This is a genomic window from Enterobacter cloacae complex sp. (assembly GCF_900322725.1).
Classification (GTDB): domain Bacteria; phylum Pseudomonadota; class Gammaproteobacteria; order Enterobacterales; family Enterobacteriaceae; genus Enterobacter; species Enterobacter quasihormaechei.
In genome coordinates, this window is record NZ_LT991957.1 from 2,406,288 (window position 1) to 2,428,510 (window position 22,223).

Sequence of the window (22,223 nt, forward strand, 5' to 3'; positions counted from 1 at the left end):
ACGTTTAAACCCTTATACTGGAAGAAGGTTCTTACCACATTGCCCGGTGGCGCTGCGCTGACCGGGCCTACGCGTAGGCCGGATAAGGCGTAGCCGCCATCCGGCAAGACAACGCGCAACAAACCTCAGGAAAACAGATAACGATAAGGAGGAAAACCAACCGTGTTGACGTTGTTACACCTGCTCTCCGCAGTCGCACTGCTGGTATGGGGCACCCATATCGTTCGTACCGGCGTAATGCGCGTGTTTGGCGCACGTTTACGTACCGTTCTCAGCGGCAGCGTTGAGAAGAAGCCGCTCGCCTTCTGCGCGGGTATTGGCGTCACGGCGCTGGTGCAAAGCAGTAATGCTACCACCATGCTCGTCACTTCGTTTGTGGCGCAGGATCTGGTCGCCCTCGCTCCGGCGCTGGTGATCGTTCTCGGCGCTGATGTGGGGACCGCGCTGATGGCGCGTATCCTGACCTTCGATCTCTCCTGGCTGTCGCCGCTGCTGATTTTTATCGGCGTCATTTTCTTCCTCAGCCGTAAGCAAAGTCGTGCCGGGCAGCTCGGACGCGTCGGCATCGGCCTCGGGCTGATCCTGCTGGCGCTGGAGCTGATTGTGCAGGCGGTTACGCCGATCACCCAGGCCAACGGCGTGCAGGTCATCTTCGCCTCGTTAACCGGCGATATTATGCTGGATGCGCTGATTGGCGCGGTGTTTGCCATCGTCAGCTACTCCAGCCTGGCAGCCGTTCTGCTGACGGCGACGCTCACCGCTGCGGGGGCCATCTCTTTCCCGGTGGCGCTGTGCCTGGTGATCGGCGCCAACCTCGGTTCTGGCCTGCTGGCGATGCTCAACAACAGCGCCGCCAATGCTGCCGCCCGCCGCGTGGCGCTGGGAAGTTTACTGTTTAAGCTGGTGGGCAGCCTGATCATTCTGCCGTTTGTGCATCCGCTGGCCAACCTGATGGATAACATCTCTCTGCCGAAAGCGGAGCTGGTGATCTACTTCCACGTCTTCTATAACCTGGTGCGCTGCCTGGCGATGGTGCCGTTTGCTGCTCCAATGGCCCGCTTCTGCGAACGTCTGATTCGTGATGAACCGGAGCTGGACGCGCGCCTCAAGCCGAAGCATCTCGATACCTCGGTGCTGGACACGCCCGCGCTGGCCATCGCCAACGCCGCCCGCGAAACGCTGCGCATGGGCGACGCGATGGAAACCATGCTCGAAGGGCTGAAAAAGGTGATGCACGGCGAGCCGCGCGAGGAGAAGGAGCTGCGCAGGCTGGCGGACGATATCAACGTGCTGTACACCGCCATCAAGCTCTATCTGGCACGCATCCCCCAGGACGAGCTGGCGGAAGAGGAGTCCCGCCGCTGGGCGGAAATCATTGAGATGTCGCTTAACCTGGAGCAGGCCTCGGACATCGTCGAGCGTATGGGCAGCGAAATCGCGGACAAATCCCTGGCTGCGCGTCGGGCGTTCTCCGTAGAAGGGCTGAAGGAGCTGGAAGCGCTGCACGAAAAGCTGGTGAGCAACCTGAAGCTGGCGATGTCGGTGTTCTTCTCCAGCGACGTGCCGAGCGCGCGCCGCCTGCGTCGCAACAAGCATCGCTTCCGCATTCTTAACCGCCGATACTCGCACGCCCACGTTGAGCGTCTGCACCAGCAGAACGTTCAGAGCATCGAGACCAGCTCCCTGCACCTGGGGCTGCTGGGGGATATGAAGCGTCTTAACTCGCTGTTCTGCGCGGTGGCGTATAGCGTGATGGAACAACCGGATGAAGACGACGAGCGGGATGAGTATTAATCTCTGAAAGCGCCTCGCAAAACCCATTTGCGAGGCGTGACACACTCTAAAGAGCATTTTACTCTTCAGACCTTACATTTTTAAGGGAATAGAAAATGCTCGTTTATTACGCTACACTTCGCCAATTCATGCGCATTCCAATGGGGGTTATCATGCGCACTACTAACGGCATAAAAAAATCCGTCAATGTTTCGTTAGCACCTGACATTCTTGAAGAAGCGCGACGTCTCAAACTTAATCTCTCTGCTGTACTCACTGCCGCCCTACAGGAACAGTTTCGTGCGCACCAGCGCGCAGAGTGGTTAGCAGAAAATAAAGCGTCTATAGAGGCCATCAACCAGTGGGTTGATGAAAACGGCTCTTTCAGCGACTTTCAGAGGTCATTCTGATGGAGCAATATTTTGCTTATGAGAATGCAGGGAATGGGAAAAATGCCTATCCATGGCTTATCAATATGCAGCACCCTGTTGCTAATGTGATGAAACATGTACTGGTTGCTCCCGCCGTAGAATTAAGCCAGCTGGGCGGCATTCGTCCGCCTGCGAAAGTGTGCCCTGTCGTTGAAATCGCGGGTAAGCCCTGCGTGGTCATGATGCATATGCTGTCAGGCATCTCTTCAAAAGAGTTAGGTGAACGCGTTTCCGATCTCACTGACAGCAGTGCTTCATTGCGTGATGCACTCGATTTTCTGATCAACGGTTACTAGGTCTTTTTTGTCAGCCGCAAGGTAAGGTATATTTCGCCCTTCACAGGAGAAACTATGCTGCCAACTCAATCAACCCGATTAAACAAATACATTAGCGAGAGCGGGATCTGCTCACGTCGCGAGGCTGACCGTTACATTGAACAGGGTAACGTGTTTCTCAACGGCAAACGCGCCACCATCGGCGATCAGGTGGTGCCTGGCGATGTGGTTAAAGTGAATGGTCAGGTCATCGAACCGCGTGATGCCGAAGACCTGGTGTTTATCGCGTTGAACAAACCGGTTGGGATTGTCAGCACCACGGAAGATGGCGAGCGGGACAACATCGTTGATTTCGTTAACCACAGCAGCCGTATCTTCCCGATTGGTCGCCTGGATAAAGACTCTCAGGGGTTGATTTTCCTTACCAACCACGGCGACCTGGTGAACAAAATTCTGCGTGCCGGTAACGACCACGAGAAAGAGTACATCGTGACGGTGAACAAGCCGGTGACGGACGAGTTCATTCGCGGGATGGGCGCAGGCGTGCCGATTCTGGGCACCGTGACGAAGAAGTGTAAGGTCAAAAAAGAAGCGCCGTTTGCCTTCCGTATTACCCTGGTGCAGGGCTTAAACCGCCAGATCCGCCGCATGTGCGAGTATTTTGGTTATGAAGTGACGAAGCTGGAACGCACGCGCATCATGAACGTCAGCCTGACCGGGATCCCGCTGGGCGAGTGGCGCGACCTGACGGACGACGAGCTGATTGAGCTGTTCAAGCTTATCGAAAACTCCTCGTCCGAAGCGAAGCCGAAAGCCAAAGCCAAAGCCAAACCGAAAACGCAGGCGATTAAACGTCCGGTGGTTAAGGCACCGCAGGCGGAAGAGAAAGGGCGAGGCAAGCCGGGCAACGGAAAACGCTTTACCCAGCCGGGGCGCAAAAAGAAAGGGCGCTGATTAGCGCCTTCCACGGGTTGATGTGCTGGCGGACCAGGAAAAGGTTGCCTCTGCATCCGGTTTATAAGCCTGCTCTTTTTTCAGCTTGCGGGCTTTTTTCGCCGCGGCATCACGTTGTGCCATCAGCTTATCGATGTACTCTTTTTTAACCTGATTGGTTTCGGCATTCGTCAGCGTGCGGCCATGCGCGATGCGGGCGCGGTCAAGAAGCGTTTTCAGTTCGCGCTGCTCGGCTTCCGTCATGTCTTTCTGGGTCAATCGTGGTGTCGCCATTGCTGAAGCCTCCTGATGGGGAGGCTCCAGTGTAAAGCAAGCCGGGTTAATTAACCCTGTTTCAGCGCATCTTTTTTCGGTTGTTCATCAATCGGCTTACCGGACCAGTAGCCCGCCAGCAGCGAACCAGACAGGTTGTGCCAGACGGAGAACAGCGCGCCCGGCAGGGCTGCAAGCGGCGAGAAGTAAATTTTTCCGAGCGCCGCCGCCAGGCCGGAGTTCTGCATTCCCACTTCGATCGCCAGCGTGCGGCAGGTGGATTCGTCAAAGCCAAACAGCTTCCCGCCCCAGTATCCGCCCAGCAGGCCGATGGTGTTGTGCAGCACCACCGCGACGATCACCACAAAGCCCACCGAGGCAATGTGCGAGGCGGAACCGGCTACCACGGCGCTGATGATCGCCAGAATGCAGACCATCGAAAACGCGGGCAGGTACGGCTCAACCGCTTTCACCACGCGTGGGAACAGATGGTGGATAATCAGCCCCAGCGCAATCGGGATCACCACGATTTGCAAAATGCTGAGCAGCATGCCCATCACGTCCACCTGAATATGCGCGTCCACGTACAGGCGGGTTAATAGCGGTGTGGCAATCACGCCCACCAGCGTGGAAACGGACGAGATGGTGACGGACAGCGCCACGTCGCCTTTCGCCAGGAAGATCATCACGTTAGATGCCGTACCGCTGGCAACGCTGCCCACCAGCACCATCCCGGCGGAAAGGTCCGGTGGCATTTTGAAGGCCATCGCCAGCAGCCACGCCGCGAGCGGCATCACCAGGTAGTGCAGGAAAATACCCGCGGCAACCGGCGCCGGGCGAGACAGCACGCGTTTAAAATCGTCGATTTTCAGGTGTACGCCCATGCCGAGCATAATCAGCATCAGCAGCGTGGTGACCCACGGACCAATGCCCGTGAACGTGCTAGGGGTGTAATACGCGAGTATGGAGAGCAGCAGCGCCCATAGCGGGAACAGCCGGGTGATAGCGGATAACATAGTGAATTCCTTGCAGTATTGTCGTGTTGTTTTGTAATAAAAAAGCCGGGTCTGTGCCCGGCTTATTGGTATTGTTTATCGTGCTAACGAATTTTATTCAAACAAATTCTGATGAAGTTTCTGCACGACCTGCTCGGCCTGATCGGCAGGGACCAGGAAGCAGAGGTTATAGCTGGAGGCGCCGTAGCAAATCATGCGGATGCTGAACGGGTCGAGCACGCCGAAGACCTCTTTGCCCACGCCGCAGGCGCGCGACAGCTTGTTACCGATGATGGCAACCAGCGCCAGATCTTCTTCCACTTCCACGCGGCACAGTTCGGACAGCTCAATCAGCAGCGATTGCGTCAGCAGGGTATCGCCGGTAGAGGTGGAGCCGGTGGTGTCGAGCGTCAGTGCGATGCTCACTTCCGAGGTGGTGATCAGATCCACGGAGATATTATGGCGCGCCAGGATACCAAACACTTCTGCCAGGAAGCCGCGGGAGTGCAGCATATTATGGCTGTGCAGGGTAACCAGCGTCTGCTTGCGGCGCAGGGCCAGCGCGCGGAACAGCGGTGGGTTCTCGGTTTTCTTGCAGACCAGCGTCCCGCCCGCCTTTGGATCTTTACTGGAACCAACGAAAACCGGAATGTCGCTGCGCACGGCAGGCAGCAGCGTGGCCGGATGCAGCACTTTCGCGCCGAAGGTGGCCATTTCCGCCGCTTCTTCAAAGGCGATCACGTCAATACGTTTTGCCGCAGACACCACGCGCGGGTCGGTAGTGTAAATACCCGGCACGTCCGTCCAGATATCCACGCGGGTCGCGTGCAGGGCTTCGCCCAGCAGGGCGGCGGTGTAGTCGCTGCCGCCGCGGCCCAGCGTAGTGGTGCGTCCTTTGGCTTCGCTACCGATAAAGCCCTGGGTGATCACAATGCCTTCATCAAGGCGCGGGGCAAGCTGCTGGCTGGTCAGCTCGGCCAGCGCTTCCACGTCCGGCTCGGCGCGGCCAAAGCGGTCGCTGGTGCGCATCACTTTGCGCACGTCAAACCACTGCGCCTGAATATTGCGCTCGCGCATGATCTCAACGAACAGCAGGGTGGACATCAGCTCGCCGTGGCTGACCAGCTCGTCGGTCAGCGCGGTTGAGGTGGCCAGCGACGCGGCTTCTGCCAGGGTGGTAATATTTTCCAGCAGGCGTTCCACTTCCTCACGAATGACGTTCGGGTTTTGCAGACGCTCAAGGATGTCGAACTGAATTTTGCGTAGCGCATCCAGCTTCACGAAACGCTCGGTCGCCTCCAGTCCTTCAGACAGCGAAACCAGCAGGTTCGTCACGCCGGCTGAGGCGGACAGCACCACCAGGCGGGTATTCGGATCGGCCAGCACCACATCGGCGCTGCGGTTCATGGCAGCGTAGTCTGCCACACTGGTGCCGCCAAACTTGGCGACCACAAAACTCGTCATAACAACCTCGTGTCAGGGAATGAATAGAGCGACCTTGGCACAAGAGTGAAGCGAGGACAGGTGCAGGCGCAAAATACGGCCCTATAAATAAAATGCGGGGGAGGTCCTGTCAATGCTGGGATTATGCGGATTTTTCATGGGGGGGTACCCCTCAGAAACAGGACTTATAACAGGCCCATATTTTATGCTCCTTTTTACCCCCTTTTGACCGACATTTCGCCACGCCGGAAGGGCGCGACAGCAGCTATACTTTTCGGGTCTTTTCACCTGCGTTTGATGCAGACCAGGGCAATGGCATAAAAACCATCACAATTTTTATTTGCAGGCGCTACAATCGACCGTAGTCACAATTCTCAAATCAGAAGAGTATTGCTATGAAAAACATCAACCCAACGCAGACCGCTGCATGGCAGGCACTACAGAAACATTTTGATGAAATGAAAGACGTCACCATCGCGGATCTGTTCGCGAAAGATGCCGATCGTTTCAGCAAGTTCTCCGCCACCTTCGATGACCTGATGCTGGTGGATTTCTCCAAGAACCGTATCACCGAAGAGACGCTGGCGAAGCTGCAAGATCTGGCGAAAGAGACCGAGCTGGCTGATGCCATCAAATCCATGTTCTCTGGTGAGAAGATCAACCGCACCGAAGATCGTGCCGTACTGCACGTGGCGCTGCGTAACCGTAGCAATACTCCAATCATCGTTGACGGCAAAGATGTGATGCCGGAAGTGAACGCGGTGCTGGAAAAGATGAAAACCTTCTCTGAAGCGATCATCTCCGGCAGCTGGAAAGGCTACACCGGCAAAGCAATCACCGACGTGGTGAACATCGGTATCGGCGGCTCTGACCTCGGCCCGTTCATGGTGACCGAGGCGCTGCGCCCTTACAAAAACCACCTCAACATGCACTTCGTCTCTAACGTCGATGGGACTCACATCGCCGAAGTGCTGAAAAAAGTGAACCCGGAAACCACCCTGTTCCTGGTGGCGTCCAAAACCTTCACCACCCAGGAAACCATGACCAACGCCCACAGCGCGCGCGACTGGTTCCTGAAAACCGCGGGTGATGAAAAGCACGTCGCGAAACACTTCGCGGCGCTCTCCACCAACGGTAAAGCGGTAGGCGAGTTCGGCATCGATACAGCGAACATGTTCGAGTTCTGGGACTGGGTTGGCGGCCGCTACTCTCTGTGGTCTGCAATCGGCCTGTCCATCATTCTGTCCGTCGGCTTCGATAACTTCGTTGAGCTGCTCTCCGGTGCGCACGCGATGGACAAACACTTCTCCACCACCGCGCCTGAGAAAAACCTGCCGGTGCTGCTGGCGCTGATCGGTATCTGGTACAACAACTTCTTCGGTGCTGAAACCGAAGCGATCCTGCCGTACGACCAGTATATGCACCGCTTTGCGGCCTACTTCCAGCAGGGCAACATGGAATCCAACGGTAAGTACGTTGACCGTAACGGCAACGCGGTGGATTACCAGACTGGCCCAATCATCTGGGGCGAGCCGGGCACCAACGGCCAGCATGCGTTCTACCAGCTGATCCACCAGGGTACCAAAATGGTACCGTGCGATTTCATCGCCCCGGCGATTACGCACAACCCGCTGTCCGACCACCATCAGAAGCTGCTGTCTAACTTCTTCGCCCAGACCGAAGCGCTGGCGTTCGGCAAATCCCGCGAGGTAGTTGAGCAGGAGTATCGTGACCAGGGTAAAGATCCGGCCACGCTGGACCACGTTGTGCCGTTCAAGGTGTTCGAAGGCAACCGTCCAACTAACTCCATCCTGCTGCGCGAAATCACCCCGTTCAGCCTGGGCGCGCTGATTGCGCTGTACGAGCACAAGATCTTCACCCAGGGCGCTATCCTCAATATCTTCACCTTTGACCAGTGGGGCGTTGAGCTGGGCAAACAGCTGGCAAACCGCATTCTGCCGGAGCTGGACGACGATAAAGCAATCGACAGCCACGACAGCTCCACCAACGGTTTGATTAACCGCTATAAAGCATGGCGTGGGTAATAAATATGTCATGAAAAATGCCGGCGCTATGCCGGCATTTTTTTATCGGATAATTCCTGATGTCTGTTAGTTAACTCAAATTTCGGGTCTGAGTTTAATCCGAAAAACGTGTCTAACCCGTTAATTGCTGCGGTTTATTTTAAGAAAATACGCAGAAATACTTTAGCGTGTTTATATTATAACTAGCTGATTTATAGTGGTTATATATTTTATCTATTCTTCTTTCGTTTCATTTTTATCCATTAGTCCGAAAACCCTTTCCCTATTTCCCCGTACGGTAAACCCTCAGCGTTAGTTGTGTATACTCGAATCCGCCTGAATTTCTTTCGGGCAAATCTCCATTCATTCATTGAAGGGAAATTGTTATGAAGAAAGTACTGTATGGCATTTTTGCCATATCTGCACTTGCGGCGACGTCTGTCTATGCAGCTCCGGTCCAGGTCGGGGAAGCAGCAGGGTCGGCAGCGACGTCTGCGTCTGCGGGAAGTTCTACCGCAGCCAGCACCAGCGCCGTAAGTTCAGCCGTGGGTGTCGCGCTGGCGGCAACCGGTGGCGGTGATGGCTCCAATACCGGAACCACGACCACTACGACGACCAGCACCCAGTAATACCGGGTGTTTTAATCATAACCACACTTCGGTGTGGTTATTTCGCCCCTTCGGAGAAGAGTCGTGAAGCGACCTGCAATCATCCTGATTTGCCTGCTGTTGCAGGCGTGCTCAGCTACCACTAAAGGGCTGGGCAACTCACTGTGGGACAGCATGTTCGGCACGCCGGGCGTGCATCTGACCGATGACGAACTTCAGAACATGCCGTATGCCAGCCAGTACATGCAGCTAAACGATGGTCCGCAACTGTTTGTGGTGCTCGCTTTCGATGAAAACGGGCAGCAGAAATGGGTGACGCAGGATCAGGCCACCATCGTCACGCAGCATTCCCGAATCGTGAAAACGTTGCTCGGCGGCGACAACCTGATCGAGGTGAACAACCTGGCTGAAGATCCGCTCATTAAGCCGAATCAGATTGTCGATGGCGCAAGCTGGACGCGCACGATGGGCTGGACCGAACACAAACAGGTGCGTTATGCCACGGCCCGCTCCACTTTCCGCTGGGACGGTACGGACAGCGTAAAGGTGGGCAGCGACGAAACGCAGGTTCGCGTGCTAGATGAAGAGGTGACAACCGACCAGGCCACCTGGCATAACCGCTTCTGGGTGGACGAAGAGGGGCAAATCCGCCAGTCCTTGCAGTATCTCGGTGCCGGTTTCTTCCCGGTGAAGACCACCCTGATCAAGGCGGCGAAATCATGAAAACGCTCATCCACGTTGCGCTTCTCGCCAGCCTTGCCTCGCCGCTGGCGTGGTCTGCGGGAACGGTACAGGTCTACACCCCGGACAGCGAAAAACCCAAAACCTTAACCAATGCCGGGCATCTGCTCGATCTGGTGGGTCAGCCGAGACTGGCGAAAAGCTGGTGGACCGGGGGCGTTATCAGCGAGCGTCAGGCGACGATTGTCGCGGAACAAAGACATCAGGCGCTGCTCGCCAGATTATCCGGGCTGGCACAGCAGGAAGACGCCGACGATGCCGCGGCCATCAACAGCCTGCGCCAGCAGCTTCAGGCCCTGAAGGTGACGGGCCGGCAGAAGGTGAACCTCGATCCGGATGAGGTGCGCGTCGCGGAAAACGGCAATCCGTCGCTGGAGGGGGGCTATACCCTGTGGCTTCCGGCTCAGCCTTCCACCGTCACCGTGATGGGGCTCATCAGCAGCCCTGGCATTAAGCCGTTTACGCCGGGCCGGGACGTCGCGAGCTATCTTGACGAACAAAGCCTGCTCAGCGGTGCCGATAACAGCTATGCCTGGGTGGTCTATCCGGACGGGCATACGCAGAAAGCGCCGGTGGCTTACTGGAATAAACGCCATATCGAACCCATGCCGGGCAGCATCATTTTTGTCGGTTTTGCCGACCATTTCTGGACGAAAGCGTATGACGGGCTTAATGCCGATATCCTTCGCTCCCTGATACAGCGGATACCGGAATAATGAAAAAAACCTATCTCTACAGCATGCTTGCACTGTGCGTGAGTGCCGCCTGTCATGCAGAAACGTATCCGGCACCGATTGGCCCGTCGCAGTCCGATTTTGGCGGCGTGGGCTTACTGCAAACCCCGACCGCGCGGATGGCGCGCGAGGGGGAAATCAGCCTTAACTATCGCGATAACGATCAGTACCGCTACTATTCTGCGTCCGTGCAGCTGTTCCCCTGGCTGGAGACCACGCTGCGCTACACCGACGTGCGAACGAAACAGTACAGCAGCGTCGACGCCTTCTCCGGCGATCAGACCTATAAAGACAAAGCCTTCGACGTGAAGCTGCGCCTGTGGGAAGAGAGCTACTGGATGCCGCAGGTCTCCGTCGGTGCAAAAGATATCGGCGGTACCGGCCTGTTTGATGCGGAATACATCGTTGCCAGTAAAGCCTGGGGGCCGTTTGATTTCTCGCTGGGTCTCGGCTGGGGTTATCTTGGTACCAGCGGCAACGTAACCAATCCGTTCTGCTCCTACAGCGACAAATACTGCTACCGCGATAACAGCTACAAAAAAGCGGGCTCCATCAACGGCGACCAGATGTTCCACGGCCCGGCCTCGCTGTTTGGCGGCGTAGAGTATCAAACGCCCTGGCAGCCGCTGCGCCTGAAGCTGGAGTATGAAGGCAATAACTACAGCGAAGATTTTGCCGGCAAGATTGAGCAGAAGAGCAAGTTTAACGTCGGCGCCATTTACCGCGTGACCGACTGGGCCGACGTTAACCTCAGCTACGAGCGCGGCAATACCCTGATGTTTGGCTTCACGCTGCGCACCAACTTTAACGATATGCGTCCGCGCTACAATGACAACCCGCGGCCTAAATACCAGCCGGAGCCGCAGGATGCGATCATTCAGCACTCCGTGGTGGCGAATCAGCTGACGCTGCTGAAATATAACGCGGGGCTGGCGGATCCGAAGATCCAGACCAAAGGCGATACGCTGTACGTCACCGGCGAGCAGGTGAAATACCGTGATTCCCGCGAAGGGATCGAGCGTGCCAACCGGATCGTTATGAACGATCTGCCGGAGGGGATCCGCACGATCCGCGTGACGGAGAACCGTCTCAACATGCCGCAGGTCACAACCGAAACCGACGTTGCCAGCCTTAAGCGTCATCTTGAAGGCGAGCCGCTGGGACATGAAACCGAGCTGGTGCAAAAACGCGTTGAGCCGGTGGTGCCGGAGAGTACCGAGCAGGGCTGGTATATCGATAAGCCCCGCTTCGATTTCCATATCGATCCGGTGCTGAACCAGTCCGTCGGCGGGCCGGAAAACTTCTACATGTATCAGCTGGGCGCGATGGCGACGGCCGATCTGTGGGTGACCGACCACCTGTTGACCACCGGTAGCCTGTTCGGCAACCTTGCCAACAACTACGACAAATTTAATTACACCAACCCGCCGAACGATTCAAAACTGCCGCGCGTGCGTACCCGCGTGCGTGAATACGTGCAGAACGATATCTACGTGAATAACCTCCAGGCCAACTACTTCCAGTACTTCGGCAACGGTTTCTACGGCCAGGTTTACGGTGGCTATCTGGAAACCATGTTTGGCGGCGCGGGGGCGGAAGTGTTGTATCGTCCTGTCGACAGCAACTGGGCCTTCGGGATTGACGCCAACTACGTGAAACAGCGTGACTGGCGCAGCGCGCAGGACATGATGAAGTTCACCGACTACAGCGTCAAAACCGGTCACCTGACCGCCTACTGGACGCCGTCGTTCGCGCAGGACGTGCTGGTGAAAGCCAGTGTCGGGCAGTATCTGGCGGGCGATAAGGGCGGCACGCTGGATATCTCCAAACACTTCGACAGCGGCGTCGTGGTGGGCGGCTACGCCACCATCACCAACGTTTCGCCGGACGAATACGGGGAAGGGGACTTCACCAAAGGGGTGTACGTGTCGATTCCGCTGGATCTGTTCTCATCCGGTCCGACCCGCAGCCGTGCGGCAGTGGGCTGGACGCCGCTGACGCGTGACGGTGGTCAGCAGCTTGGACGTAAGTTCCAGCTGTATGACATGACCAGCGATAAGAACATTAACTTCCGCTGATGCTTGTTTGCCCGGCCTACGGTTTTTGTAGGCCCGGTAAGCGCAGCGCCACCGGGCGAATGCGCCAAACATAAACAAAAAATATAGATCCCCGTCACATTTTTGCGTTATACAGGAACCTCGCCCTGGAGAATGAGGTGCTGTATGACATCCCTGACTCGCCCGCGCGTTGAGTTCATCTCAACGATACTCCAGACCGTGCTGAACCTCGGTCTGCTGAGCCTTGGCCTGATCCTGGTCGTCTTTCTCGGCAAAGAGACGGTACATCTGGCTGATGTGCTATTTGCCCCTGAGCAAACCAGCAAATATGCGCTGGTGGAAGGGCTGGTGGTCTACTTCCTCTACTTCGAGTTTATTGCCCTGATTGTGAAGTACTTCCAGTCCGGCTTTCACTTCCCGCTGCGCTATTTCATCTACATTGGCATCACCGCCATTGTGCGGCTGATCATCGTCGATCATAAATCCCCGCTCGACGTGCTGATCTACTCGGCGGCGATCCTGCTGCTGGTGATCACCCTCTGGCTGTGCAACTCGAAGCGGCTGAAACGCGAATAAAAAAAGGGCGCTCCGAAGAGCGCCTAACAACAGTCACAAGTTGGTTCAATACAATACGTCTAAAGTTGAGGGTTGCAGTGGCATAACAGATGAAACTTAACCTTTCACACCGCCCGCCGTCAGGCCGTTGACCAGCCAGCGCTGGGCCAACAGGAACACTACGGTAATCGGGATGGCAGAGAGTACCGCCGCCGCGGCAAAGTCGCCCCACAGGTAGTTTTGCGGGTTGAGGTATTGCTGCATGCCAACGGCCAGGGTGTAGCTGTTCACATCGCGCAGCAACAGTGAGGCGACCGGTACTTCGGTGATCGCCGCGATAAACGACAGGATAAACACCACCGCCAGAATCGGCACAGACAGCGGCAGCAGCACCAGACGGAACGCCTGCCACGGGGTGGCGCCATCCAGCGCGGCGGCTTCTTCCAGCGAACCGTCGATGGTTTCGAAATAGCCTTTAATGGTCCACACATGCAGGGCGATACCGCCAAGATAGGCGAAGATCACGCCGCCGTGGGTGTTCAGACCGATAAACGGCACATACTGACCCAGACGGTCAAACAGGGCGTACAGCGCCACCAGCGACAGCACCGCCGGGAACATCTGGAAAATCAGCATCCCTTTCAGCAGCGTCGCTTTGCCCGGGAAACGCATGCGGGCGAAAGCGTAAGCGCAGGTGGTGGAGAGCGTGACGATGCCAATCGCGGTGATGGTCGCCACTTTCACCGAGTTCCACAGCCACAGCAGCACCGGGAACGGCGGCGGAGTAACGCGGCCATCGGCGTGCTCAACGCTGAAGCCCAGCGCGAGCTTCCAGTGCTCCCAGGAGATTTCATCCGGGATCAGGCTCCCGGTCGCAAAGTTACCCGAGCGCAGTGAGATGGCGATAACCATCAGCAGCGGGAACATGATGGCTGCGATGAACATCAGCAGGCCTAAGTGCGTCGCGAGGAGGCGCAGCTTCTGAGATTTGGGTTGTACCATAGCCATGATCGATGCCCTCCTTAGTCAAATTTCATACGTGTGGCTTTCAGGTTCACAATCGCCAGGGCGCCAACCAGCAGGAAGATCAGGGTGGCAATGGCCGCTGCCAGACCAAAGTCCTGGCCGCCGCCGCCTTCAAAGGCGATACGGTAGGTGTAGCTCACGAGCAGGTCGGTATAGCCCGCCGGCGTGGTGGTGCCGAGACGGTCCGGGCCACCGTTGGTCAGCAGCTGAATCAGCACGAAGTTGTTAAAGTTAAAGGCGAAGCTGGCGATCATCAGCGGCGTCAGCGGCTTAATGAGCAGCGGCAGCGTGATCTTGAAGAAGTTCTGGAACGGGCCCGCGCCGTCCATTGCCGAGGCTTCGTACAGGTCGTCCGGAATCGCCTTCAGCAGCCCCATGCACAGGATCATCATGTACGGATAACCCAGCCAGGTGTTCACGATGATAATCATCGAACGGGCGGTGGTCGGGTCGCTGAACCAGGCCGGTTTGATGCCGAACAGCGCGCTCAGCATCATGTTGATTTCACCGAAGCTCTGGTTAAACAGCCCTTTGAAAATCAGAATCGAGATAAACGACGGTACGGCGTACGGCAGAATCAGCAGCACGCGGTAAATCGCTTTCCCTTTCAGGGATTCCCACTGCACGAGGCAGGCCAGCACCATGCCCACGGCAACGGTCAGGATCACGGTCAGGATGGAGAAGACTACCGTCCAGACGAAGATGGCGAAGAACGGCTTCTGGATGCCTTCGTCGGTAAACACGCGGGTAAAGTTATCCCAGCCGATGGTGACGGTATAGCCCGGGCTGAGCTTGTCGTCTCCCCAGCTGCCGTCGGCATTCACAGACTGATAAAAACCGATATCGTTGTTCGGACGATACTTCACACCGCTCTGGTTGTTGGTCAGCGTGCCGTCATCCGCCAGGGTGTAAAGCGGCTGCGTACCGGAGAACTGGCGCAGCGAGCTCATGGTTACTTTGCTGTCATCGGGCAGCACGGCGGTGAGCTGCGTCAGCGCCTGGCGATTCTGGGTAATGATACGCAGGTTCGCGCGTTCGCCTACCGGCAGGGCTTCGGCCTCTTTTAAGACCAGCTCTTGCTCGCCGCCAAATTTGAACGCGTCGGAAAGATAGTTTTTGCCGCTCTCACCGTCAGTGAGCGCTAACTTCCACTCGTCTCCCTCAGGATACAGACCGAAGTTAAAGGTCTTACCGGCCTGATAAGAACGATCCAGAAGCACCTGGGTGGCGCGCTCTTGCGCGAGCTGGTTGGTGCTGCTGTAGTTGGTAAAGGCAATGGCAATGGTGCAGATCAGCGGAAAGAGGACAAACAGCCCCATCCCGGCCACGCCAGGGTAAACATAGCGCCACGCGTACGCTTTACGGTTGGCGAAAATATACAGGCCAACCGAGCTTAAAATCAGCGTCATGATGGCAAAAAGGTATTCCCCTTGCACGTACATTAAAACAACAAGGTAACCCACCAGCAGACACAGCAGACCTATCGCTGACCACTTCAGCGCGTCGCTTTGCCACCAGCGTTTCTTTTTAATGACATCCATGGGGTTCTTCCTCTACAACGGTGGAAACTTTTCGTCAGGTGGCGCTGCGCTTACCTGACCTACGGATCGTGCCGTAGTTGTAGGGCGGGCAGCGTACGCGCCACCCGCCGTTCTTCTGCTTACTTGGTAATACGACCCTGAGCATCTTTCAGCGCGGCATCAACAGTCTGGCGACCGCTGGCAGCATTGATGACGGCGGTACGGGTGGCGTACCAGAACGCGGCCATCTGTGGGATGTTCGGCATGATTTCGCCTTTCTGGGCGTTATCCATGGTGGCCGCAATGCGCGGATCTTTCGCTAACTGATCCTGGAATGATTTCAGCGCCACGGCGCCCAGCGGTTTGTCCTTGTTCACATCACCCAGACCTTCATCGGTCAGCAGGTAGTTTTCCAGGAACTCTTTCGCCAGCTCTTTGTTCGGGCTGGCGGCGTTGATACCCGCGCTCAGCACGCCAACGAACGGTTTAGACGGCTTGCCGTTAAAGGTTGGCAGCAGGGTCACGCCGTAGTTGATTTTGCTCTTGTCGATGTTGGTCCAGGCCCACGGACCGTTGATGGTCATCGCGGTTTCGCCTTTGTTGAACGCCGCTTCCGCGATGGAGTAGTCGGTATCCGCGTTCATGTGTTTGTTCTTGATCAGGTCAACCAGGAAGGTCAGGCCTGCTTTCGCGCCCGCGTTGTCTACGCCCACGTCCTTCACGTCATATTTGCCGTTTTCAAACTTGAACGCGTAGCCGCCGTCGGCAGCAATCAGCGGCCAGGTGAAGTACGGCTCTTGCAGGTTGAACATCAGGGCAGATTTACCTTTCGCCTTCAGCTCTTTATCCAGGGCAGGGATCTCTTCCCAGGTTTTCGGTGGGTTTGGCACCAGGTCTTTGTTGTAAATCAGTGACAGGGCTTCAACCGCGATTGGGTAAGCGATCAGCTTGCCGTTATAGCGCACGGCGTCCCAGGTGAACGGGAACAGTTTGTCCTGGAAGGCTTTATCTGGCGTGACTTCAGCCAGCAGGCCAGACTGCGCGTAGCCCCCGAAACGGTCATGCGCCCAGAAGATAATGTCCGGACCGTCGCCCGTGGCCGCAACCTGCGGGAACTTCTCTTCCAGCTTGTCCGGGTGCTCTACGGTCACTTTGATACCGGTGTCTTTCTCGAATTTTTTGCCCACTTCGGCCAGGCCGTTATAGCCCTTGTCGCCGTTAATCCAGATAACCAGCTTACCCTCTTCAATTTTGGCGAGAGCCGGTGCGGAAATCATCATTGCTGCGAGGGCGGACAATGCGAAAACGCGTGCGCCAGTCTTGATCTTCATATCTGCCATCCTTTATTGGTGATGTGCTCGTGGATACATAAGGTGGTTCAACGTGACTCAGTCTCCTTATTTGACATCCTCTTTCCATCCTCCCAGTCCCTACGCCCCACCCCCCGTTTGTGTGATCCCTGTAACATAAATTTAAGTTATGAGTGCTGGCGCACATAAAAACCCACTGAATTTTGCAGGCCGCTTCACGATTTTCGCCTCAGCCCCTCCGCTGCGGTCGCAGAGCCTGCTCTCTCATCCTCCCGCCTCCTCCCCCACAAAAAAGCCGGGGGGTGGAGGATTCACGAAAGTAATGGAACACGCATAGTGAACTTATCTTGAATGTTTCTGTCGGTGACAGGTTGTAACGAAGGGAGAAGGGCATGGCGAGCGTACAGCTGCGTAATGTAACGAAAGCCTGGGGCGACGTAGTGGTGTCAAAAGACATCAATCTGGACATCCACGAAGGTGAGTTTGTGGTGTTCGTGGGTCCATCAGGCTGTGGTAAATCGACTCTGCTGCGTATGATTGCCGGTCTTGAAACCATCACCAGTGGCGATCTGTTTATTGGTGATACCCGAATGAACGACATCCCGCCTGCCGAACGTGGCGTAGGCATGGTGTTCCAGTCTTATGCGCTTTATCCGCATCTTTCCGTTGCCGAGAACATGTCCTTTGGCCTGAAGCTGGCCGGCGCGAAAAAAGAGATTATTAACCAGCGCGTCACTCAGGTGGCGGAAGTGCTCCAGCTGGCGCACCTGCTGGAGCGTAAGCCGAAAGCGCTTTCCGGCGGTCAGCGTCAGCGCGTGGCGATTGGCCGTACGCTGGTGGCCGAGCCGCGCGTCTTCCTGCTCGATGAACCTCTCTCTAACCTGGATGCCGCCCTGCGCGTCCAGATGCGTATCGAAATCTCCCGTCTGCACAAGCGCCTTGGCCGCACGATGATTTACGTCACCCACGATCAGGTCGAAGCGATGACGCTGGCCGACAAAATCGTGGTGCTGGACGCCGGTCGCGTGGCGCAGGTGGGTAAACCGCTGGAGCTGTATCACTACCCGGCAGACCGCTTTGTAGCGGGCTTCATTGGCTCGCCAAAGATGAACTTCCTGCCCGTCAAAGTGACCGCGACGGCGATTGAACAGGTACAGGTGGAGCTGCCAAACCGTCAGCAGGTCTGGCTGCCGGTCGACAGCGCCAACGTACAGGTGGGGGCCAATATGTCCCTTGGTATCCGTCCTGAGCATCTACTGCCAAGCCACATTGCGGATGTGACGCTGGAAGGTGAGGTTCAGGTCGTCGAACAGCTTGGTCACGAAACACAGATTCATATCCAGATCCCCGCCATCCGTCAGAACCTGGTCTACCGCCAGAATGACGTGGTGTTGGTAGAAGAGGGTGCCACATTCGCTATCGGTTTGCCGCCAGAGCGTTGCCATCTGTTCCGTGAGGATGGCACAGCATGTCGTCGGCTGCACAAAGAGCCAGGCGTTTAAGCATTCCAATTACAAAGAAAAGCAATGATCTCAGGAGATAGAATAATGATTACTCTGCGCAAAGTCCCTCTGGCTGTCGCCATTGCGGCAGGCATCCTGTCTGCCCAGGCGGGCGCCGTAGACTTTAAAGGTTATGCTCGTTCCGGCATCGGCTGGACCGGAAGTGGCGGTGAACAACAATGTTTCCAGGCAACAGGTGCACAAAGTAAATACCGTCTCGGTAACGAATGTGAAACCTACGCCGAGCTGAAGCTGGGCCAGGAAGTGTGGAAAGAAGGCGACAAGAGCTTCTATTTCGACACCAACGTAGCGTACTCCGTTTCTCAGCAGAACGACTGGGAATCCACCAGCCCGGCCTTCCGTGAAGCTAACGTGCAGGGTAAAAACCTGATTGAATGGCTGCCAGGCTCTACCATCTGGGCCGGTAAGCGTTTCTATCAGCGTCATGACGTACACATGATCGACTTCTACTACTGGGATATCTCTGGTCCTGGTGCCGGTATTGAAAACATCGATCTGGGCTTTGGTAAGCTCTCTCTGGCCGCCACCCGTTCTTCTGAGTCCGGCGGTTCTGCAACCTTCGCCGATCGTGACGCGAACGGTGACCGTATTTATGACAACGTGGTACCAAACGACGTCTTCGACGTTCGCTTAGCCGGTCTGGAGACCAACCCGGGCGGTACGCTGGAGCTGGGCGTTGACTACGGTCACACCAACATTCCTGACGACTACTATCTGCAACCTGGCGCCTCTAAAGATGGCTGGCTGTTCACCGCTGAACACACCCAGAGCATGATGAAAGGCTTCAACAAGTTCGTGCTGCAATACGGTACGGACTCCATGACCTCTAACGGTAAAGGTATTCCGCAGGGCGGCAGCATCGATAACGACGGCTCTATGTGGCGCGTGCTGGACCACGGTGCAATCACCCTGGCAGACCGTTGGGACCTGATGTATGTCGGTATGTACCAGAACATCGATCGTGATAACAACAACGGTACCGAGTGGTGGACCGTGGGCGTTCGTCCAATGTTCAAATGGACGCCGATCATGAGCACCCTGCTGGAAGTGGGCTACGACAACGTTAAGTCTCAGAAAACTGACGACAAAAACAGCCAGTACAAAATCACCCTGGCGCAGCAGTGGCAGGCAGGCGACAGCATTTGGTCCCGTCCGGCTATCCGCGTCTTCGCAACCTACGCGAAGTGGGATGAGAAATGGGGCTACGCGAACAACGACTCAGGTGCAGGTTACACCTCTGGCGTAGCGTATAGCGACACGTCCGCGAAAACCTTCAGCCGTGGCGACAACGATGAGTGGACCTTCGGCGCCCAGATGGAAATCTGGTGGTAATTCGTCAAGCCTGACGTAATAACCTGAAAAGAGGGGCGTAAGCCCCTCTCTCCTTAGGGTGCTGCGCGCTATTGCCTGGCCACCGCAGCGCTCACGCTATCAGAGGTAATAACAATGAAAATGAAGAAAAGTCTCGTCGCGCTGTGCCTCTCTGCGGGGCTGCTGGCCTGTGCGCCTGCGGTCACCTTTGCAGATGTGAATTTTGTTCCTCAAAATACCAGCGCTGCGCCAGCGATTCCGGCGGCGGCGCTTCAGCAGCTGGTGTGGACACCAGTCGATCAATCAAAAACGCAAACCACTCAGCTTGCTGCGGGCGGCCAGTCGCTGAACGTTCCCGGCATCAGCGGCCCGGTTGCGGCGTTCAGCGTGCCCGCTAACATCGGCGAGCTGACCCTGACGTTGACCAGCGAAGTGAATAAACAGACCAGCGTTTTTGCGCCGAACGTGCTGATCCTCGATCAGAACATGACGCCATCGGCCTTCTTCCCGAGCACCTACTTTAGCTATCAGGAGCCGGGCGTAATGAGCGCTGACCGGCTGGAAGGCGTTATGCGCCTGACGCCAGCCCTGGGCCAGCAGAAGATCTACGTTCTGGTGTTCACAACCGAAAAAGATTTGCAGCAAACCACGAAGCTGGTCGATCCGGCAAAAGCCTATGCGAAAGGCACCGGTAACGCCGTCCCGGATATTCCAGACCCGCATGCCCGTCATACCACCGATGGCCTGATTAAGCTGAAAGTCTCTACCAACAGCGCCTCCAGCGTACTCGTAGGCCCGCTGTTTGGTTCATCTGGCCCGGGCCCGGTAACGGTGGGCAATACTGCCGCGCCTGTTTATGCCGCACCAGCCGCAGCGCCTGCCGCAGCCCCGGCTCCGACGAAAAAAGCCGAGCCGGTGCTTAACGATACTGAAACGTACTTTAACAACGCCATCAAGCAGGCGGTCAAAAACGGCGATGTCGACAAAGCGCTGAAGCTGCTTGATGAAGCCGAGCGTTTAGGTTCAACCACTGCCCGTTCCACCTTTATCAGCAGTGTAAAAGGCAAGGGGTAACCGTCTCCCCACAGTGCTGATTTTGTCAGTAGTTTAGTGCGCCTTAACGGGCGCACTTTTTTTGGCTTAGTTGCATCATTGTTGCGATAGTGATCGCTAAATTTGGTTTGCTCGTCCTCATTTCGCCAATCTGCGATACAATGCCTTTACGTTATGTATCGGAGAGTCTGGCATGTCACACCCCGCGCTAACGCAGCTGCGTGCGCTACGCTATTTCGACCAAATACCCGCGCTTGATCCGGAGCAGCTTGACTGGCTGCTGCTGGAAGATTCCATGACAAAACGTTTTGAGCAACAGGGTAAAACGGTCACGGTGACGATGATCCAGGAAGGATTTGTCTCGCCTGAGGAGATTGCCAGCGAGTTGCCGCTCCTGCCGCAAGAAGAACGCTACTGGCTGCGTGAAATTTTACTGTGTGCGGATGGCGAGCCGTGGCTTGCCGGGCGAACGGTGGTTCCCGAGTCTACACTTTCCGGGCCGGAGCTGGCACTGCAACGCCTCGGCAAGACGCCGCTTGGGCGTTATCTGTTCACCTCGTCTGAACTGACCCGTGATTTTATTGAAATTGGTTGCGATGCCGATTTATGGGGGCGCCGTTCCCGTCTTCGTTTGAGTGGCAAGCCGTTAATACTGACGGAACTCTTTTTGCCTGCATCGCCGTTGTACTAAGAGGGAGAGAAAATGGAGTGGAGTCTGACGCAGAATAAGCTGCTGGCCTATCACCGCTTAATGCGTACCGATAAACCGATTGGCGCGCTGCTGCTGCTGTGGCCGACCTTATGGGCGCTGTGGGTTGCCACGCCGGGCATACCGCCGCTGTGGATCCTGGCGGTGTTTGTGGCGGGCGTCTGGCTGATGCGCGCTGCGGGCTGCGTGGTAAACGACTATGCTGACCGAAAATTTGATGGGCATGTTAAGCGCACCGCGAATCGTCCTCTGCCGAGCGGTCAGGTGACCGGGAAAGAGGCGCGCATCCTGTTTGTCGTGCTGGTGCTTCTCTCTTTCATGCTGGTGTTAACGCTTAACACCATGACTATTCTGCTGTCCGTTGCGGCTCTGGCGTTGGCCTGGGTCTACCCGTTTATGAAGCGATACACCCATCTGCCGCAGGTGGTATTGGGTGCGGCATTTGGCTGGTCGATCCCCATGGCATTTGCTGCGGTCAGCGAGTCTGTTCCGCTCAGCTGCTGGCTGATGTTCCTGGCAAATATTCTGTGGGCCGTTGCGTACGACACCCAGTACGCGATGGTCGATCGCGATGACGATCTCAAGATCGGCGTTAAATCGACGGCGATCCTGTTTGGCCGTCACGACAAACTGATCATCGGCATATTGCAGGTGGCGGTGCTGGCGCTGATGGTGGCGATTGGTCGCCTGAACGGGCTGAACTGGGAGTTTTACTGGTCCGTGCTGGTGGCGGGGCTGCTGTTTGCGTATCAGCAGAAGCTGATCGCGAAGCGCGAGCGTGAAGCCTGCTTTAAAGCGTTTCTGAATAACAACTACGTCGGGCTGGTGCTGTTTATGGGGCTGGCGATGAGTTACTGGTCATAAAAAAGCCGGGTGGCGGCTTCGCCTTACCCGGCCTACGATTTAGCAGAACATGTAGGCCGGGTTAG

General features: G+C 56.4%; 21 protein-coding genes. 15 read left to right on the forward strand and 6 right to left on the reverse strand.

Going from position 1 to position 22,223, the window contains the following annotated elements; translation table 11 throughout:
• Positions 1 to 162 precede the first annotated feature (162 nt).
• From DBR02_RS12010 to rluF, 4 genes are all read left to right on the forward strand, one after another.
• Positions 163 to 1,794, forward strand: a complete 1,632-nt coding sequence (locus tag DBR02_RS12010; RefSeq protein ID WP_102751035.1) for a Na/Pi cotransporter family protein — start codon at positions 163 to 165, stop codon at positions 1,792 to 1,794.
• Positions 1,795 to 1,889: 95 nt separating this feature from the next.
• The gene (locus DBR02_RS12015) at positions 1,890 to 2,183 is read left to right on the forward strand and encodes a type II toxin-antitoxin system CcdA family antitoxin (protein WP_063865532.1); all 294 of its coding nucleotides are present in this window, start codon (positions 1,890 to 1,892) and stop codon (positions 2,181 to 2,183) included.
• Positions 2,183 to 2,500 carry a CcdB family protein gene (locus DBR02_RS12020; protein ID WP_063865530.1) on the forward strand — a complete coding sequence of 106 codons (318 nt, stop codon included), beginning with the start codon at positions 2,183 to 2,185 and terminating at the stop codon, positions 2,498 to 2,500. The genes DBR02_RS12015 and DBR02_RS12020 overlap by 1 nt, the downstream gene beginning before the upstream one ends.
• A gap of 54 nt (positions 2,501 to 2,554) precedes the next feature.
• Complete coding sequence (gene rluF, locus DBR02_RS12025; protein ID WP_107534461.1) at positions 2,555 to 3,433, forward strand: 23S rRNA pseudouridine(2604) synthase RluF; 879 nt, start codon at positions 2,555 to 2,557, stop codon at positions 3,431 to 3,433.
• Here the strand turns inward: rluF and DBR02_RS12030 are convergent, their stop codons facing one another.
• From DBR02_RS12030 to lysC, 3 genes are all read right to left on the reverse strand, one after another.
• On the reverse strand, positions 3,434 to 3,706 hold the full coding sequence (locus DBR02_RS12030) for a DUF3811 domain-containing protein (protein WP_017382612.1): 273 nt from the start codon (positions 3,704 to 3,706) through the stop codon (positions 3,434 to 3,436).
• 50 nt (positions 3,707 to 3,756) lie between these two features.
• Entirely contained in the window at positions 3,757 to 4,701 is a 945-nt protein-coding gene (gene panS, locus DBR02_RS12035; protein WP_107534462.1) for a ketopantoate/pantoate/pantothenate transporter PanS, read from the reverse strand.
• 93 nt (positions 4,702 to 4,794) lie between these two features.
• A complete protein-coding gene (lysC, locus tag DBR02_RS12040) occupies positions 4,795 to 6,144 on the reverse strand; it encodes a lysine-sensitive aspartokinase 3 (protein ID WP_063449878.1) in 1,350 nt (449 codons plus the stop codon).
• 374 nt (positions 6,145 to 6,518) lie between these two features.
• Between lysC and pgi the strand changes: the two genes are divergently transcribed.
• From pgi to psiE, 6 genes are all read left to right on the forward strand, one after another.
• The gene (gene pgi / locus DBR02_RS12045) at positions 6,519 to 8,168 is read left to right on the forward strand and encodes a glucose-6-phosphate isomerase (protein ID WP_107534463.1); all 1,650 of its coding nucleotides are present in this window, start codon (positions 6,519 to 6,521) and stop codon (positions 8,166 to 8,168) included.
• Between the two features lie 365 nt (positions 8,169 to 8,533).
• Positions 8,534 to 8,776 carry an exopolysaccharide production protein YjbE gene (gene yjbE / locus DBR02_RS12050; RefSeq protein ID WP_003860341.1) on the forward strand — a complete coding sequence of 81 codons (243 nt, stop codon included), beginning with the start codon at positions 8,534 to 8,536 and terminating at the stop codon, positions 8,774 to 8,776.
• A gap of 63 nt (positions 8,777 to 8,839) precedes the next feature.
• Entirely contained in the window at positions 8,840 to 9,478 is a 639-nt protein-coding gene (locus DBR02_RS12055) for a YjbF family lipoprotein (RefSeq protein ID WP_107534464.1), read from the forward strand.
• Entirely contained in the window at positions 9,475 to 10,212 is a 738-nt protein-coding gene (locus tag DBR02_RS12060) for a capsule biosynthesis GfcC family protein (RefSeq protein ID WP_107534465.1), read from the forward strand. Before DBR02_RS12055 ends, DBR02_RS12060 begins: the two co-directional genes overlap by 4 nt.
• Positions 10,212 to 12,308, forward strand: a complete 2,097-nt coding sequence (locus DBR02_RS12065; RefSeq protein WP_063449874.1) for a YjbH domain-containing protein — start codon at positions 10,212 to 10,214, stop codon at positions 12,306 to 12,308. Before DBR02_RS12060 ends, DBR02_RS12065 begins: the two co-directional genes overlap by 1 nt.
• A gap of 144 nt (positions 12,309 to 12,452) precedes the next feature.
• A complete protein-coding gene (gene psiE, locus DBR02_RS12070; protein ID WP_063449873.1) occupies positions 12,453 to 12,863 on the forward strand; it encodes a phosphate-starvation-inducible protein PsiE in 411 nt (136 codons plus the stop codon).
• A 96-nt stretch (positions 12,864 to 12,959) separates the two neighbouring features.
• Here psiE and malG read toward each other — a convergent pair whose 3' ends face one another.
• The 3 genes from malG to malE form a co-directional block, all read right to left on the reverse strand.
• The gene (malG, locus tag DBR02_RS12075) at positions 12,960 to 13,850 is read right to left on the reverse strand and encodes a maltose ABC transporter permease MalG (protein ID WP_063865511.1); all 891 of its coding nucleotides are present in this window, start codon (positions 13,848 to 13,850) and stop codon (positions 12,960 to 12,962) included.
• A gap of 14 nt (positions 13,851 to 13,864) precedes the next feature.
• Complete coding sequence (gene malF / locus DBR02_RS12080) at positions 13,865 to 15,409, reverse strand: maltose ABC transporter permease MalF (RefSeq protein WP_107534466.1); 1,545 nt, start codon at positions 15,407 to 15,409, stop codon at positions 13,865 to 13,867.
• A gap of 119 nt (positions 15,410 to 15,528) precedes the next feature.
• Positions 15,529 to 16,719, reverse strand: a complete 1,191-nt coding sequence (gene malE / locus DBR02_RS12085; protein WP_063865508.1) for a maltose/maltodextrin ABC transporter substrate-binding protein MalE — start codon at positions 16,717 to 16,719, stop codon at positions 15,529 to 15,531.
• Between the two features lie 371 nt (positions 16,720 to 17,090).
• On the opposite strand from malE, the gene malK reads away from it, so the two are divergent.
• From malK to ubiA, 5 genes are all read left to right on the forward strand, one after another.
• Complete coding sequence (malK, locus tag DBR02_RS12090) at positions 17,091 to 18,200, forward strand: maltose/maltodextrin ABC transporter ATP-binding protein MalK (protein ID WP_063449869.1); 1,110 nt, start codon at positions 17,091 to 17,093, stop codon at positions 18,198 to 18,200.
• Positions 18,201 to 18,242: 42 nt separating this feature from the next.
• On the forward strand, positions 18,243 to 19,553 hold the full coding sequence (locus tag DBR02_RS12095) for a maltoporin (RefSeq protein WP_026080558.1): 1,311 nt from the start codon (positions 18,243 to 18,245) through the stop codon (positions 19,551 to 19,553).
• Between the two features lie 114 nt (positions 19,554 to 19,667).
• Positions 19,668 to 20,606, forward strand: a complete 939-nt coding sequence (gene malM / locus DBR02_RS12100; protein ID WP_063449868.1) for a maltose operon protein MalM — start codon at positions 19,668 to 19,670, stop codon at positions 20,604 to 20,606.
• Positions 20,607 to 20,778: 172 nt separating this feature from the next.
• Entirely contained in the window at positions 20,779 to 21,276 is a 498-nt protein-coding gene (gene ubiC / locus DBR02_RS12105) for a chorismate lyase (RefSeq protein WP_063449867.1), read from the forward strand.
• A gap of 12 nt (positions 21,277 to 21,288) precedes the next feature.
• On the forward strand, positions 21,289 to 22,158 hold the full coding sequence (gene ubiA / locus DBR02_RS12110) for a 4-hydroxybenzoate octaprenyltransferase (RefSeq protein ID WP_107534467.1): 870 nt from the start codon (positions 21,289 to 21,291) through the stop codon (positions 22,156 to 22,158).
• The last annotated feature ends 65 nt before the right edge of the window (positions 22,159 to 22,223 follow it).

Excerpts from the sequence above, each read along its gene's own strand:
- DBR02_RS12060 (WP_107534465.1), top strand. The coding sequence starts at position 9,475 with ATGAAAACGCTCATCCACGTTGCGCTTCTCGCCAGCCTTGCCTCGCCG.
- malM (WP_063449868.1), top strand. The coding sequence starts at position 19,668 with ATGAAAATGAAGAAAAGTCTCGTCGCGCTGTGCCTCTCTGCGGGGCTG.
- pgi (WP_107534463.1), top strand. The coding sequence starts at position 6,519 with ATGAAAAACATCAACCCAACGCAGACCGCTGCATGGCAGGCACTACAG.
- DBR02_RS12015 (WP_063865532.1), top strand. The coding sequence starts at position 1,890 with ATGCTCGTTTATTACGCTACACTTCGCCAATTCATGCGCATTCCAATG.
- lysC (WP_063449878.1), bottom strand. The coding sequence starts at position 6,144 with ATGACGAGTTTTGTGGTCGCCAAGTTTGGCGGCACCAGTGTGGCAGAC.
- ubiA (WP_107534467.1), top strand. The coding sequence starts at position 21,289 with ATGGAGTGGAGTCTGACGCAGAATAAGCTGCTGGCCTATCACCGCTTA.
- malE (WP_063865508.1), bottom strand. The coding sequence starts at position 16,719 with ATGAAGATCAAGACTGGCGCACGCGTTTTCGCATTGTCCGCCCTCGCA.
- rluF (WP_107534461.1), top strand. The coding sequence starts at position 2,555 with ATGCTGCCAACTCAATCAACCCGATTAAACAAATACATTAGCGAGAGC.
- ubiC (WP_063449867.1), top strand. The coding sequence starts at position 20,779 with ATGTCACACCCCGCGCTAACGCAGCTGCGTGCGCTACGCTATTTCGAC.
- malG (WP_063865511.1), bottom strand. The coding sequence starts at position 13,850 with ATGGCTATGGTACAACCCAAATCTCAGAAGCTGCGCCTCCTCGCGACG.
- DBR02_RS12065 (WP_063449874.1), top strand. The coding sequence starts at position 10,212 with ATGAAAAAAACCTATCTCTACAGCATGCTTGCACTGTGCGTGAGTGCC.
- psiE (WP_063449873.1), top strand. The coding sequence starts at position 12,453 with ATGACATCCCTGACTCGCCCGCGCGTTGAGTTCATCTCAACGATACTC.
- DBR02_RS12030 (WP_017382612.1), bottom strand. The coding sequence starts at position 3,706 with ATGGCGACACCACGATTGACCCAGAAAGACATGACGGAAGCCGAGCAG.
- panS (WP_107534462.1), bottom strand. The coding sequence starts at position 4,701 with ATGTTATCCGCTATCACCCGGCTGTTCCCGCTATGGGCGCTGCTGCTC.
- malF (WP_107534466.1), bottom strand. The coding sequence starts at position 15,409 with ATGGATGTCATTAAAAAGAAACGCTGGTGGCAAAGCGACGCGCTGAAG.
- DBR02_RS12020 (WP_063865530.1), top strand. The coding sequence starts at position 2,183 with ATGGAGCAATATTTTGCTTATGAGAATGCAGGGAATGGGAAAAATGCC.
- yjbE (WP_003860341.1), top strand. The coding sequence starts at position 8,534 with ATGAAGAAAGTACTGTATGGCATTTTTGCCATATCTGCACTTGCGGCG.
- malK (WP_063449869.1), top strand. The coding sequence starts at position 17,091 with ATGGCGAGCGTACAGCTGCGTAATGTAACGAAAGCCTGGGGCGACGTA.